9 protein-coding genes are annotated in these 13,879 nt (G+C 67.1%); 5 read left to right on the plus strand and 4 right to left on the minus strand.

The features are described 5' to 3' along the window. Nucleotides 1-510: 510 nt before the first annotated feature. The 3 genes from AQJ11_RS37355 to AQJ11_RS37365 are packed head-to-tail and all read left to right on the plus strand — an operon-like array spanning nucleotide 511 to nucleotide 7,136. Nucleotides 511-1,383: a hypothetical protein gene (locus AQJ11_RS37355; RefSeq protein WP_059266245.1), complete on the plus strand. Its 873-nt coding sequence runs from the start codon at nucleotides 511-513 to the stop codon at nucleotides 1,381-1,383. Next, complete coding sequence (locus AQJ11_RS37360) at nucleotides 1,380-6,671, plus strand: caspase family protein (RefSeq protein ID WP_063807725.1); 5,292 nt, start codon at nucleotides 1,380-1,382, stop codon at nucleotides 6,669-6,671. The genes AQJ11_RS37355 and AQJ11_RS37360 overlap by 4 nt, the downstream gene beginning before the upstream one ends. Nucleotides 6,672-6,701: 30 nt before the next feature. Continuing rightward, nucleotides 6,702-7,136 (plus strand): hypothetical protein, encoded by a 435-nt coding sequence (locus AQJ11_RS37365; protein ID WP_159061749.1) that lies wholly within the window; start codon nucleotides 6,702-6,704, stop codon nucleotides 7,134-7,136. 187 nt (nucleotides 7,137-7,323) lie between these two features. Here the strand turns inward: AQJ11_RS37365 and AQJ11_RS52885 are convergent, their stop codons facing one another. The 4 genes from AQJ11_RS52885 to AQJ11_RS37380 are packed head-to-tail and all read right to left on the minus strand — an operon-like array spanning nucleotide 7,324 to nucleotide 11,651. Continuing rightward, nucleotides 7,324-7,470 carry an integrase core domain-containing protein gene (locus tag AQJ11_RS52885; RefSeq protein ID WP_107120941.1) on the minus strand — a complete coding sequence of 49 codons (147 nt, stop codon included), beginning with the start codon at nucleotides 7,468-7,470 and terminating at the stop codon, nucleotides 7,324-7,326. Next, nucleotides 7,467-8,042, minus strand: coding sequence for a DUF6262 family protein (locus tag AQJ11_RS37370; protein ID WP_059266247.1), 576 nt, complete (start codon nucleotides 8,040-8,042; stop codon nucleotides 7,467-7,469). The genes AQJ11_RS52885 and AQJ11_RS37370 overlap by 4 nt, the downstream gene beginning before the upstream one ends. Beyond that, nucleotides 8,035-10,557 carry a tyrosine-type recombinase/integrase gene (locus tag AQJ11_RS37375; protein WP_059266248.1) on the minus strand — a complete coding sequence of 841 codons (2,523 nt, stop codon included), beginning with the start codon at nucleotides 10,555-10,557 and terminating at the stop codon, nucleotides 8,035-8,037. The genes AQJ11_RS37370 and AQJ11_RS37375 overlap by 8 nt, the downstream gene beginning before the upstream one ends. Beyond that, nucleotides 10,554-11,651 (minus strand): tyrosine-type recombinase/integrase, encoded by a 1,098-nt coding sequence (locus AQJ11_RS37380; RefSeq protein ID WP_244218540.1) that lies wholly within the window; start codon nucleotides 11,649-11,651, stop codon nucleotides 10,554-10,556. Before AQJ11_RS37380 ends, AQJ11_RS37375 begins: the two co-directional genes overlap by 4 nt. 125 nt (nucleotides 11,652-11,776) lie before the next feature. Between AQJ11_RS37380 and AQJ11_RS37385 the strand changes: the two genes are divergently transcribed. Then, on the plus strand, nucleotides 11,777-12,490 hold the full coding sequence (locus AQJ11_RS37385) for a Mom family adenine methylcarbamoylation protein (RefSeq protein WP_159061750.1): 714 nt from the start codon (nucleotides 11,777-11,779) through the stop codon (nucleotides 12,488-12,490). After that, a complete protein-coding gene (locus AQJ11_RS37390) occupies nucleotides 12,487-13,671 on the plus strand; it encodes a hypothetical protein (protein ID WP_059266250.1) in 1,185 nt (394 codons plus the stop codon). The genes AQJ11_RS37385 and AQJ11_RS37390 overlap by 4 nt, the downstream gene beginning before the upstream one ends. Nucleotides 13,672-13,879: the final 208 nt, after the last annotated feature.

The following is a 13,879-nucleotide window of genomic DNA, read 5'->3' on the forward strand; positions in this document are numbered from 1 at the left end:
CTTGTGATGTCTGCGTACGAACAACCGCCGCTCGATCTCGGCGCCGTCTGCCAGCGGTGGAAGAACCGCCGGCACAGCTGGAGGCCGACTGGTGAAGGCGGCTTCGACCCCGCCCGTTACCGCGTCCGCGAGATGCCGAACGACCTGGTCCACACGGCGAAGGCCTTCGTCCGAGCCCACCACTACAGCGGCTCGTGCGGCCTTATCTGCATGTGTCAAGCACCACCGCTGCTCAAGAGGCAGACGACGATGAAGCCATATAAGGCACGGGCCGATCACGGCCGCCTGGCAGGGCTCGTCAGCTCCGCATGACCACCGCACCGTCAAACGCCGCGCTGTCGACGCGAAGGCGCCGAAGGGGATGTAGCGGGCAGTGGCAGAACCCGGCCGACCAAGCTCCGTTTCGAGCCACCTGAATGGCCGTATCTGCTCGTTGCCCCCGCACCATAACGTGCTGGCTTCTACAGTTCCTGTTCTTGTACGGGAACGTTTTCCGAGAGGCAGAACGGCGTGGCGCATGTTGTTGCAGTACATGGGATCGGCAAGCAACTGCTGGGCGAGGCGACGCTGTTGCAGCAGTGGCGGCCCGCTCTGTGTGACGGATTGCGGCGCGCCCGCGCCCACTTGGACTTTTCATCGCTAGACATGGCGATGGCGTTCTACGGGGACCTGTACCGACCTACCGGTGAGTTCCTCGCCGTCGGTGATCCGCGATACACGGCTGCCGATGTCGAGGACGGGTTTGAGCAGGAACTGCTGCTGTCCTGGTGGCAGTCCGCAGCAGAGAGCGATCCGGGCGTGGTAGCGCCTGGCGCAGATACTTTGGCGTCGACACCCCGGTCAGTGCAGGCGGCGTTGCGGGCGTTGTCGGGGTCGAAGTTCTTCGCTGGCCTGGCGCTGCGGTCGATGGTGTTCGACCTAAAGCAGGTGCACCGCTACCTCATGGAGCCGGAGCTGCGAGTGCAAGCCCAACAGCGAGTACTCAAGGAGATCGGGGAGGACACACGAGTAGTGGTAGCGCACTCACTCGGCTCAGTGGTCGCGTACGAGGCGTTGTGCGCGCAGCCCGGGCATGGCGTGCGGGCGCTGGTGACATTGGGCTCCCCGTTGGGGATTCCACATCTGATCCTGCACCGGCTGACACCTCCCCCCGTCCGGTTGGGTGAGGATCCGCGTGGAGTGTGGCCGGGCGGGTCCGGGTTCGTGTGGACGAACATCGCTGATCACGGGGACGTCGTGGCGCTGGTGAAAGACCTACGGCCCGCGTTCGGACCGCAGGTGCGTTGTGCTCAAGTCCATAATGGCTCCCACGCCCACGACGCAACCGCCTACCTGACAGATGAGCTGTGCGGGAGGGCTATCGCAGAAGGTCTGGGAGCATGAACGTCGAAGCCGACATGCCACACGATGACAGCGGGGGGCCACGGCGTTTCCTTATCGCTACCGCAGTCTCCCGCTATCCGAAGTGCCCCCAGTGGGACCGGCCCGGACTCGTCCAAGCCCGCGAGCAGGTCATCAACCTGTTCGCAGGCCAGTTGGGCTACCGGCACCAGACCGCACTCGGCCTGGATCCCACGCGCAGCCAGCTCACCGACCAGTTGCGTTCGTTCTGCAGGTCCCCCGACCGGCGGGAAGACGATCTCGTCGTCCTCTACCTGTCTGGGCACGGTGAGGTCTTGGATGACGGCAATGACCATGTGCTGTTCACTTCCGACACCGAACCCGACGACATCGCTTACACCAGCCTGCCGACCGTAGAGCTGGCCCGGGCAATGCTGCGAGACACTCCGGTGCGCCGGCTGCTGCTAATCCTGGACACCTGCTACTCCGCGCAAGGCGGCAACGAGCTGACAGCGGCCGCATTGAACCGCATCAACGTCCAGTGGAATCAGGTGACGGGCTCGGGCCTTGTGATCGTTTCCTCTGCGCAACCTCATCAGCAGGCGCAGTCTGGACTGTTCCCGCAGCTGTTCGCCGACGCCGTGAGCAGCTGGGCTACGGCCGGGCACGGCCCACAGACTCTGTCGGTGTCCACGCTGGTTGAGCATATGAACAACAATCCCGCACGGCCGGCCCACCAGCGCATCAGTCTGACCCTGGTTGGTCTGACTGGGGAGCCCCCTGCATTCCTCGCCAATCCTCGGCGCAGCAGTCGTCTTACCGGCGTGGACCTGGCAATCCAACACGCCGCTGAATTCGACGCGCAGGCCCGTCGTCGCGACACCGAACTCACCACGCGACTGCTGATGCGCGCCATGGGATCCAGCGATCCACGCCTCCGCAGCTGGTGGTTTAGCGGGCGTCATGTTGCCCTGGCCGACCTTGCAGACTGGCTGCGTTTGAATGCCGCCGATGGCAGGGCGGTATGCAGGGTCGTCACGGCCGGGCCCGGCTCGGGCAAGACGGCTGTGCTCGGCCTGATCGCCGTACTGGCACATCCTGAGCGGCGCCGCAGCGTCCCGACCAGCACGCTGAAACTGCCACGCCGCCTGCTGCCGGAAGAAGGATGTGTTGATGTCGCCATCTATGCACAAAGCCTTACCGACACCGACGTTTTGGTTGGCCTGGCTGCCGCTGCCGGCGTCCGGGTAAGGACGGTTGGCGAGTTTCTCGAAGCATTGGGGCACCAGTCACGCTCACGGCCGTTTACGGCACTAATCGACGCCCTTGATGAGGCCGCCACCCCCGATACCCTGTGCTCGCAGATCCTGCGCCCCCTGATCACGCACTCGGGCGGCCGGATACGGCTACTGCTCGGCACGCGCCCCTACCTCTTGGACCGCCTGGGGCTCGATTCCCGCGCACAGTCCTACCCTGAGCAGGTCATCGATCTTGATGATCCTGGCTACGCTGACCCCGAAGCTCTGCAGGCATACGCGATCCGCAACCTGTTGGAAGCACACCCGGCCTCTCCGTACCGCAATCACCCGGGTGTCCTGCGCCCCGTCGCCGAAGCAGTGGCTGAGGCAGCCGGCACGTCCTTCCTTGTCGCCCGTATTGCCGCCAGCACACTGGCCGCCGAGGGCCACGTCGTCAACGACCCTTATGACCCCGTATGGCGTGCCAGCCTGCCCCGTCATGCCGGGCAGGCCATGCGTAACGACCTAACACGCCGCCTCGGCGACGAGGCCCAACGCGCAACGGACCTCCTGCGTCCCCTGGCCTTCGCTCTTGGCCAGGGGCTGCCCTGGGAAGATATCTGGGCCCCGCTCGCCTCCGAGATCTCTGGGCGCCCTTACACCGACGATGACTTGATGTGGCTGCGCCGCTCGGCCGGCGCCTACGTGGTGGAAGCCACCGAAGCCGATCGCTCCGCCTACCGCCTCTACCACCAAGCCCTCGTCGAGTACCTGCGTGACGGTATCGACCCGGTCCTAGTCCATGCTGCCTACACCACCGTTCTCACCCGTGTAGTGCCCTATCGACCCAACGCCACGCGTGACTGGTCCCTCGCCCACCCCTACACGCTCAACTACCTTGCTTCCCATGCCACTGCAGCTGGACGTCTCGACGAAGTCCTCACCGATATCGAGTACCTCGTTCACGCCACACCTCGCAGCCTCACCCCTCACCTGCATCACGCTCAAAGCGGTACCGCCCGTCTCTCTGCCGCGATCTACCGCTCTTCTCTCAACGCCCATCTCAACGCCCCGCCTGTACTTCGTCGGTACTCCCTCGCCATTGATGCCGCCCGAGCAGGAGCCTCATCTCTAGTTGACCGTCTCAACGAGTACAGCCAGCCGCACTCGTGGGTACCCCGCTGGGCCACGGGAAGCGGCATCTCCCCTTCGCTCCGGGACGCCCTCGTCGGCCACTTCGGAGACGTGAGCGCGGTGGCGTGCACAACCATCGACGGCAGCGTCGCCGTAACGAGCAGTGACGACGGCACGGTGCGGGTATGGGACCTGACCACCGGCACCCAGATCGGTCACCCTTTAACGGGCCACCAAGAACCCGTGAGCGCAGTGGCATGCACGATTATCGACAGTGCCCCGGTCGCTGTGACTGGAGGCGTCGACGGCACGGCGCGGGTATGGGACCTGACCACCGGCACCCAGATCGGACAGCCCCTCACCGGACACGATGCGGTCGTGCGTGCGGTTGCTTGCACCGTCATCGACGGTGACCCCGTTGCCATCACGGGCAGTTGGGACGGCACGGTGCGGGTATGGGACCTGACCACCGGCACCCAGATCGGACAGCCCTTCACCGGTCACGAAGGCGCCGTGAACGCAGTCGCTTGCACCGTAATCGACGGTGACCCCGTTGCCATCACCGGCGGCCTCAACGGTAAATGCGTGACTTGGAACTTGGCCACGCGCACGCAACTCGGGCAGTCCCTCACCGGTCACGAAGGCGCCGTGAACGCAGTCGCTTGCACGACCCTCGGCGGTACTCCCGTCGCCATCACTGGCGGCCACGACGGCACGGCGCGGGCGTGGGACCTGACCACCGGCACCCAGATCGGACAGCCCTTCACCGGTCACGAAGGCGCCGTGAACGCAGTCGCTTGCACGACCCTCGGCGGTACTCCCGTCGCCATCACTGGCGGCCACGACGGCACGGTACGGGTGTGGGACCTCACCACCGCAACCCACATTCGAAACCCAAGGACGCGCATAGGTGGGTTGGTACAGGCATGGGACCTAGCCACCGACGCAGGCCAGCTCACAGACACCAGCGGGGCCGTGCGGGCAGTGTCGTGCACCGTGATTGAGGGCACTCCCGTCGCCATCACCGGCGGTGATGATAGGACAGTCCGGGTGTGGGAGCTAACAGCCGTCGCCCAGATCGGCCTGCCTCTCACCGGACATGATCGGTTCGTGTACGCGGTTGCGTGCACTGTCATCGACAGTGACCCCGTCGCCGTCACCGGCGGCCACGACGGCACGGTGCGGTTGTGGGACCTCGCCACGGGCACCCAGATCGAGCAGCCTCTCACTGGACACGAAGGCGCCGTGAACGCGGTGGCGTGCACCGTCATCAACGGCACCCCCGTCGCTGTCTCTGGAGGCGTCGACAGCACTGTGCGGGTATGGGACCTGACCACCCGCACACAGATCGGACAACCGCTCACCGGACACAGTCGATCGGTGCGTGCGGTGGGTTGCGCCGTCATCGACAGGACCCCCGTCGCGATCACGGGCGGCTGGGACGGCACGGTGCGGTTGTGGGACCTCACCACCCGCACGCAGATCGGACAGCCCTTCACCGGTCACGAAGGACTCGTGGAGGCGGTTGCGTGCAATGTCGTCGACGGCCGGCCCGTCGCCATCACCGGCAGCTACAACGGCACGGTGCGGTTGTGGGACCTCACCACCCGCACGCAGATCGGACAGCTCTTCACCGGTCACGAAGGCGCCGTGAACGCGGTGGCGTGCACCGTGATTGACGGTGCCCCCCTTGCAGTCACCGGCGACGATAGGTCAGTGCGGGTGTGGGATCTCGCCACTGGCAAGAACATCGGACAACCAATCCCTAGCCAGGGTGGGCCGGTGCGTGCGCTGGCCTGCACGATCATCGACGGCACCCCCGTCGCAGTCGTCGGCGGTGACGGCATGAAGGCGTGGGTGTGCGATCTCGCCACCGGCAGGCAGACCGGACAGCCCCTCACCGGACACGGTGGGCCGGTGCGTGCGCTGGCCTGCACGATCACCGACGGCACCCCCGTCGCCGTCGTCGGCGGCGATGACAAGACAGTGCGAGTGTGGGATCTTGCCATCGGCAGGCAGATCGGACAGCCTCTCACCGGACATACGGGTTTTGTGAACGCGACGGCGTGCACCGTCATCGACGGTAACCCGGTCGCCATCACCGGCGGCGATGACAGGACATTGCGGGTGTGGGACCTCACAACCGGTGAGCACATCGGACAGCCTCTCACCAGCCACGGTGGGCCGGTGCGTGCGCTGGCCTGCACGATCATCGACGGCACTCCTGTCGCCATTGCTGGTGTCTCCGACGGGACGGTGCGGATGCGGGACCTAGCAAACGGCACTCGATTCGGACAGGTCCTGACCGGCCACGAGGAACCCGTGAACGCGGTCGCGTGCACCCGCATCGATGGTCGCCCAATGGCCATCACCGGCGGCGACGACGGAACGGTGCGGGTGTGGGACCTCACAACCGGCACCCAAAACGGACAGCCCCTCACCGGCCACGAGGAACCCGTGAACGCGGTCGCGTGCACCCGCATCGATGGTCGCCCAATGGCCATCACCGGCGGCGACGACGGAACGGTGCGGGTGTGGGACCTCACAACCGGCACCCAAAACGGACAGCCCCTCACCGGCCACGAGGAACCCGTGAACGCGGTCGCGTCCACGATGATCGACGGAATCCCCGTTGCAGTCACCGGCGGCGACGACGGAACGGTGCGGGTGTGGGACCTCACAACCGGCACCCAAAACGGACAGCCCCTCACCGGCCACGAGGAACCCGTGAACGCGGTCGCGTCCACGATGATCGACGGAATCCCCGTTGCAGTCACCAGTAGCGGCGATAACACGGTGCGATTGTGGAACCTGACCACGGGCCAAAGCTGCGTCGTCGCGATGCTTTCCCAACCTCGGGTGGCTGTGTTTGGATCCGATTCCTCGATTTTGCTCGCCACTGGATCGGACCTTGTGGTCTTCGGACGTGAGATGTGGAGTCGGAGGCGACGTAGTTGAAGTACCCCTCATAAGCTGCGGCACCTGACGGTGCCGCAGCTCGGCGTTCTTGCCGCTCGTCACTGCATGGCGCCGGCCGTGTTCTCGGTTCGGATCAACTGTCGGATGCTGGCCCGCGCAGCGGTCAGGTCGTCCTGTGCTTCGCCGGCGGCGGCCGGTGTCGCGGAGCAGGATGTAGATGGTGCGGAGCATGGCCTGCGCCCCGTCGGGCGGGAAGTCGCCGTAGGGGAAGTCGACGCCGATGAGGTGCATTTGCGCGTCGAGCTGGGCGATGACGAGTTCGGGGATGGCCTTGCCGGCCATGTCTTCGGAAGCGTCCTCGTAGGGGATCTTGTGGTGGGGGTGGCGTGCGAAGCCGGAGGCGAGGTGGTCGAGGATCTGCAGGCGACGGCCGAAGTCGAGGAGCTGGCAGAAGTGGGCGAGGAGTTCGGCGCGGGAGGCGTACGACAGCGTCCATGTCGGTGACCTTCAGCGCACCCGGGTCGTGGCCGCCGCCGGGTCGCGCGGCCAGGGCTCGGGAGGCCGACAGGCAGCCCTCGAAGGTCCGACGGAATGCGTCGTTGGGGTGGCCTCCTTGACTCAGTCGGCCAGCAGGCGCCGCAGCCACTCCTGTGAGCTGCCCCGAGTTTCGTAGCGGCCGGCTTGAGTGTCTTCAGGCGGCGTTCGAGGTGGCCAGGGAACGGTCGTGCGCGGCTTCGAATTCCTCGGGTGGGACGTAGTCGAGGGCGGAGTGCAGGCGCTCGGTATTGTACCAGCCGACCCACTGGACGGCGACGTGTTCGATGGCGAGCCTGGTTATCGCGGCCCGGTGTTCTGATTCTCGGCGCGGATCATGTGGCGCAGGCTGAGCCGGGCGCTGGCCAGATCATCTTCGACCTCGCTGAGCTCTGCGGCCAGTTCTTTGATCCGGGCCATGGCCTCGTCGCGTTCGCCCTGTAGCCGCAGGTTGTCCTCGGTGAGTTCGTCGACTCGGACGCCGAGGTCGGCGGCGCCGAATTGGTCGAGCTGCTGGCCGAGACTCCTACGTACTGCGTCCTTGAGGCGCTCAACCTCTTCCCGTAGACGTCGGTTATCCTCCTGGAGTAGTCGCTTCTCTACCTTCCATCCCGCTGGGGCATTGGCGCCGGCGCGTGCGTCGTTGGCCGCGTGTCGGCCCTGGCGGCGACGGGCGGCCTCGATGTGCTCGCGCACGCCCTCGGCGTAGACGAGCCAGTGAGAGACATTTGCGGCGCGGGCGACCCCGGTGAAGGTGACCGGCTCGTCGTCCGCGACCAGTTGGTCGACAACGGACAGAACGCGAGCGCGCTTGTCGCGCGAGTCCTTCTGCCGCGCCTCGCGCAGGACCTGGGCGGGGGTGGGGGGCTCACTCATCGGTACTTCTCCGGATGGGGATGGAGGGCACGGGCAGGACGGGTGCTGCTGCGCGAACCTTGCGCAGCACGGCAGATGCCTCTTCGAGGTGGCGGCGGTCGTCTTCCGGCATCATCTCGATCTGGCGTCGGAGGCTGGTGACGACGTTTTGGAATGAGTCGATCTGGTCGCTGAAGTTGCGAACGACGAACTCCGCGGTCCCCAGGGCCCTGGCCATCTCGCGGTCGGCCTTGAGGGCCCGGATGTGGTCCTCGACCGCGGGAAGGAAGGAGGGATCGGGGCGGTAGAAGGCGCACCCGGAGCACTGGAAGCGGATCGGGCAACTGCCACCGCCGGCCTTCACGTTGGACGGTTCGTTGCAGTTGCCGAACGGCACGGCGACCGAGCGGGCCTCGTACGCGGTCGCAGACGGCGTCGGCGCCGGATTGCCGGATCGGTCGACGACGTGCTGGCGCATCGTCTCGACGGCCTTGCGGCGCTTCTCCATCGAGACTTTGAAGTACCCCATAGTAGTATCTGCCGATTTGTGATCCATTAGGTCGCGCAGGGTGTTCAGTTCGGTGCCAGCGTCCGCGTGACGCTGGGCGTAGGTGTGGCGGAAGGCGTAGGCGAAGATGCGGCTGCGATCGAACGGCAGGAGGTTGCCGTCCTTGTCCACGGTGTCGGTGAGTAGTTCCGGCAGGCCGTCGACCCAGCGCCGGAGCATCTTGGCGACGGTGTCGGAGTCGATGCACGCGTCGTACCCGTGGCGCGCGGTCGGAAACAGGAAGGTTCTCGAGCGGGCGGGGACCTTCAGTGTCCGGCGGATCGCGAGCCACTCCTGGATGGCGAAGGCGGTCTCCCTGCCGATCTCCAGGCGGCGTCGGTTGCGGCGGGCCTTGTGGTTGTTCCAGATCAAGATGTACTCGTTGTCTTGTGCTTCGAGGCAGTCCATCCGGAGCCAGCGCACTTCCCACGGGCGGCGGCCGGTGTCGCGCAGCAGGATGTAGACGGCGCGCAGCATGGCCTTCACCACGTCGGGCGCCATGTCCCCGTAGGCGAAGTTGGCGCCGATCAGGTGGACTTGGGCGTCGAGCTGAGCGACGACGTATTCCGGGATGGCCTTGCCGGCCATGTCCTCGGCTGGGTCCTCGTACGGGATCTTGTGGTGCGGGTGGCGGGCGAAGACGGAGGCGACATGGTCAAGGATCTGAAGGCGCCGCCCGAAGTCGAGCAGCTGGCAGAAGTGCGCCAGGAGCTCGGCGCGGGACCCGTAGGCGAGGGTGGCGGTGCCGTCCTGGCGCTTCCGGTCGCGGATGGCAGCGACGACCGCGTCCATGTCCGTGACCTTCAGGGCGCCGGGGTCGTGCCCGCCACTGGGTCGCGCGGACAGGGCCCGCGATGCCGATAAGCAGCCCTCGAAGGTGACCCGGAAGCCGTTGTTGTCGGGGGCGGTCTCCTTGACCCAGTCCGCGAGCAGGCGGCGCAGCCACTCCTGTCGGATCTGTGTCACATCCAGTCGGCGCGAGGACACGCGGACACCGGATCGAGTGCGTGAGCGCAGGCCGAGGTCGCCAAGCTCCCAGACCGGCCGGTCCAGCGGGTCGATGCCACGGAAGCGGTCGAATGCGCCGCGTACGAGACGTACGACGTCGTTCCAGTGGGCCTCGCAGTTACGGTCGAGGTATCCGAGGTCGCCGAGCTTCTTGTCCGGGAGCTCGGCGATGGACGAGACGCCCTCGAGTCCCCGGACCATCAACCGCATCCCGACCGGGCTGAGGGTCGGGCGCTGCTTGTCGCGTTCCGCCAGCGCGAAGCGGAGCTCGTGGCGAAGCAGTTCGGGCAGGGTGATGAGCGAGAACTGGAAGCCGGTCAGCCACGGCGGCTGCACGGAGACCCACTCCTCCAGGCCCTCGTGAATCGTGCCCTTGGTGCCAAACTCGATCCGATGACGACGCCAGCGATCACGGTGGTACGTGCACAGCGGCACCCGACCATGGGCGCTGCCAGCGCAGGCCCCAACCAGGCACGGTGTGCCCGGCGGAAGCGGCTCGGCCTCGGCCTGGAGCCACGCATCCAGCGCCAGCGTCGTCATCCCGCTGCGCAGGAGGTAGCGCCACTTTGCGTAGTGCGGGGTGCACGCGCCACGCGACTGGGCCTCCAGGGCGCAGCGCACTCCGTCACGCTCGACCGAGCACGGCGGCCGCTCCCCGGGCAGCGAGCGAACCAGGGCCCGGCGGCCGACCTTAGAGAACTCCTCGCGGCTCAGTCCGCTTTCAAGGAACTGCTCGTAGCAGGACCGGCACAGATGCCGGGTCGCGCGGACCGCAACATGACAGCCGGCGCTGTTGCACCGCCATATGGCGGTTTCGTCCTTGTCCGGATCGCCGGTGAACAGCCAGTTCGCCGCATCCCATTCGTCCGGTCGCCAGCCTGTCTCGGTGTTCTCGATTAGCCAGGCCATCCACCCTGCGCGGTCAACGGGCAGCGTGACGACGCGGGACTCGGCCACGGCGGCCGCCATCTCGATGGTCATCGCGCCACCTCCCGGCGTCGGGCGTCCGCGCGCTCGACCGCGGCCCGCCGACTTCCTTCGTCGACGTGAACGTACGGGGTCATGGACGACTCGGACATGTGCCCGAGGAGGTCGGAGACCACCGACCGGTCGGTGCCCTGGCGGATCCACTCGGTGGCGGCGCTGTGGCGGATCATGTGGGGCCGGGCGATCAGGTCCGCCCGCCGGGCGAGCCGGTCGAACAGCCCCTTAACTCCGGAGTACGTCATCGCCCTCCCGAGCGGATCCCGGAAGAGGTTGACCAGCACCTGCTCGGTGAAGTCGGCCTGCGGGACCGCCGAACGCTCGTGGAGATAGTCGGCGTAGCAGATACCGAGCTCGCTGGTGACCGGGATGGCGCGAGGTCGGCGCGACTTCGCCCACGCGCCGTTGCTGTTCAAGCGGCGCCGTACGTGCACGTGCGGGCCCTTGACCTGGCAGCCGAAGGCCTGCGAGTCGGCCAAGAGGTGCATGTCCTCGCGGCGCAGCCCGAGCGCCTCGCCGATCCTCATGCCGGTGCACCACAGCAGGAGCACCAGGAAGCGGTCCCGCGCGTGCCGGGTCACGTCGATCAGGCGGGCGATCTGCTCGACCGTCAGCCACTGGATCCCCGAGTCGACGCCCCGGAGCTTGAGTATTCGCGAGCGGACCGTGCGGTGCTGGTCGTTCTCGCCCGGGTTGAAGCCCTTCGGTAGATACCGCAGGTAGCGGGGCTCGGTCAGCTGCCCGGCGAGTTCAGGATCGACCCACTTCATATGTACGCCGAAGCTCAGGAACTCGCAGACCGTCCCCACGATCGCGTTCGCGGTGTTCTCGTCGCGGAATCGTTCCGGCCCGCCCCCGCCGCGGACTCGGGACGGCAGGGGCTCCTCCACCAGCCAGTGCAGGAAGCGCGCGAGCTGCCACACGGTGATTTGGTCCCATTCCAGGCGGTGGAAGGCGCAGTACGACAGGTACAGCGCCGCCCGCCCGGCGTACGTCTTCTCCGTGTTGTAGGCCCGGCCGGCGTCTCGCAGACCAGCGAGGAACAACGAGCCTTCACGGTGGAGGGTGTAGTCGTCAGTTCCGACGATCACCCACCCTGTCTTGTCCTGGGCCAGCGTCGCCCGCTCTGCGCGGAACGACGTAACGAATGTGCCTGTGATGCCGAACACCCCTTGGATACCGATGATCCAGCCAGTTCAGCATGCATGTGGCTGACGTGGCTGTTGAAAAGATCACGGTGAAGATAAGGCCCGCGGTCCGCTTCGCCTACGGCCTCATCGACACCGCCGCGCCCCCGGCAGGCCAGCTGGTGGGGGTGCTCACCCTGGGCATCCCGACCCAGGCCGCCGTCCTCACCTCGGTGTTCCGCGAACTCACGCCGTACGCGGACTCGCTGGAACTGAACCGTCTGGTGTTGCGCGACGAAGTGCCGACGAACGCCGAGACGTGGTTCCAGGCCCGTGCCTTCCGGCTGGCGGCCGCCCGAGGCATCCGCGGAATCGTCGCGCACAGCGACCCCGAACCGAGGACACGCCTCACCGCCCACGGCCCCGAAATGATCTTCCCTGGCCACTACGGGACGATCTACCAGGCCAAGGGGATGGACTACCTGGGCAAGACCCGTCGGCGGCGCCTGACCATGCTGCCCGACGGCTCGGTCCTCCACGAGCGTGCAATGTCCAAGGTCCGCAACAACGAGCGCGGCCGCGGCGGAGTCGAGACGCGCCTGGTCGCCCTCGGCGCCCGCCCCCGCCATGAGGGCGAGCCCGGCCGGGCCTGGCTGGAGGAGGCCCTGCACACGGTCGGCGCACGGGTCGTATCCCACGGGGGCAACCACCGCTACGCGGCCTACATCGGGCCGTGCACCGGCCGCCGGATCACCGCGACCTCCTACCCGTACCCGAAGGCCGACCAAGGGGGTGCCGCATGAGCGCCGCACCCCGTGCCGGTCGCGACGGCGTCCCTCTGGTCATCAACTGGGGATTGGGCGTGGACTCGACCGCGTTCCTGGTGAAGATGCTGGAAGACCCGGCCGCCCACGGCGTCAACTTGGCCCACACCATGGTGATCCACCAGATCACGGGGAGCGAGTGGCCGAAGACCTACGCTCACGCCGAGGAGTACGTGCTCCCGCTCCTGCGCGAGAACCGGGTCCGGCTCGTGCAAGTCGCCCGGGCCAGCTGCGCGTTGGAGATCGCGGTCATGGACGACTCCCGCGAGCCCGAGCGGATCGTCCGGCGCGGGCCCTGGTCGTTGGAGGAGGACGAGTACGAGGCCAACGGCACCGTTCCCCAGCAGGGCGGCATCCGGCTCTGCAGCCTGCATGCCAAGGGCGAGGTCGGCGACGCACTGATCGCCCAGGAGATCGGCGACCGGCCATTCCGCCAGGTGATGGGGTTCAACGCCGATGAGGTTCCCCGCAGCCTCCGAGACCGGGGTGCGAGCAAGAACCCCCTGCGCCAGGGCCTGTATCCCTTGATCGAGTGGGGGTGGGGGCGGGAGCGGTGCGAGGCGTACTTGTACGAGCGGTTCGGCGTGCGGTGGGAGAAGAGCTACTGCACTTTTTGCTGCTTCCCGATCTCGATGGGTGCCATGGCGGCGCATCTGGACCGGATGCGCGCGCACCCGGACATCGCCGGACGGGTGCTGCGCCTGGAGTACACGTCGGTGAGCCTCAATCCGAAGGCGAAGCTGTTCGGCCGGCACAGCCTGCTGGAGAAGTTCGACCCGAGCCGTCCGGCCGACCGTCCCGTCCTCGCGGCTTTCGAGGAGGAGCTCGCAGGCCCGTGGGCGCTGTATCACGTGCGGCGGATCCTGCCGGTCGCGAAGGCGGACCCCGCTCGGCGCGGCCGGGCGCTGCGTTCGGTGGAGCGCGTCGACGTGGGCCGGGCAGCCGTTCTCGGCCGACGGCTGCGGAGCGTCTCGGAGCGCCACGGCGTCCCCGTCGAGGTCGACGAGCGCTACGGGCGGGTGCGGGCGTGGGTCCACCGTCGAGGGGAAGGCCTTCCGGCCGTGGAGGAACTGATGGTCACCGCCCCGTACCAGGTCCGGGACAAGCAGGTGCCGCACTTCGAGCGGGAGTGGGCCGCGCACCGCCGGTTCCGATCGTGACGCGGTCTGGGTGCCGGCGAGATTGACAGCCACCCATCAAGAGCGTCATATTGATTACGCGAACTAGCGGCAAAAAGCGGTGGGCGGCGGAAGGCACCCCCTCAGGGGGTGTCGACCCAGGGCGGCAACCCCGGCCGAACGTCCCGCCGACCACCTTTCACCAACCCATCTCGCCCGCCGGCACGTGAGCGCCGGAGGAACAAGAGGA

This window comes from Streptomyces corchorusii (genome assembly GCF_001514055.1).
In the GTDB taxonomy this organism is placed as follows: Bacteria; Actinomycetota; Actinomycetes; order Streptomycetales; family Streptomycetaceae; genus Streptomyces; species Streptomyces olivaceoviridis.

What these genes read in the sequence shown, in the direction of transcription:
- AQJ11_RS37360 (WP_063807725.1), top strand. Translation starts at nt 1,380, where the DNA reads ATGAACGTCGAAGCCGACATGCCACACGATGACAGCGGGGGGCCACGG.
- AQJ11_RS37370 (WP_059266247.1), bottom strand. Translation starts at nt 8,042, where the DNA reads ATGAGTGAGCCCCCCACCCCCGCCCAGGTCCTGCGCGAGGCGCGGCAG.
- AQJ11_RS37375 (WP_059266248.1), bottom strand. Translation starts at nt 10,557, where the DNA reads ATGACCATCGAGATGGCGGCCGCCGTGGCCGAGTCCCGCGTCGTCACG.
- AQJ11_RS37390 (WP_059266250.1), top strand. Translation starts at nt 12,487, where the DNA reads ATGAGCGCCGCACCCCGTGCCGGTCGCGACGGCGTCCCTCTGGTCATC.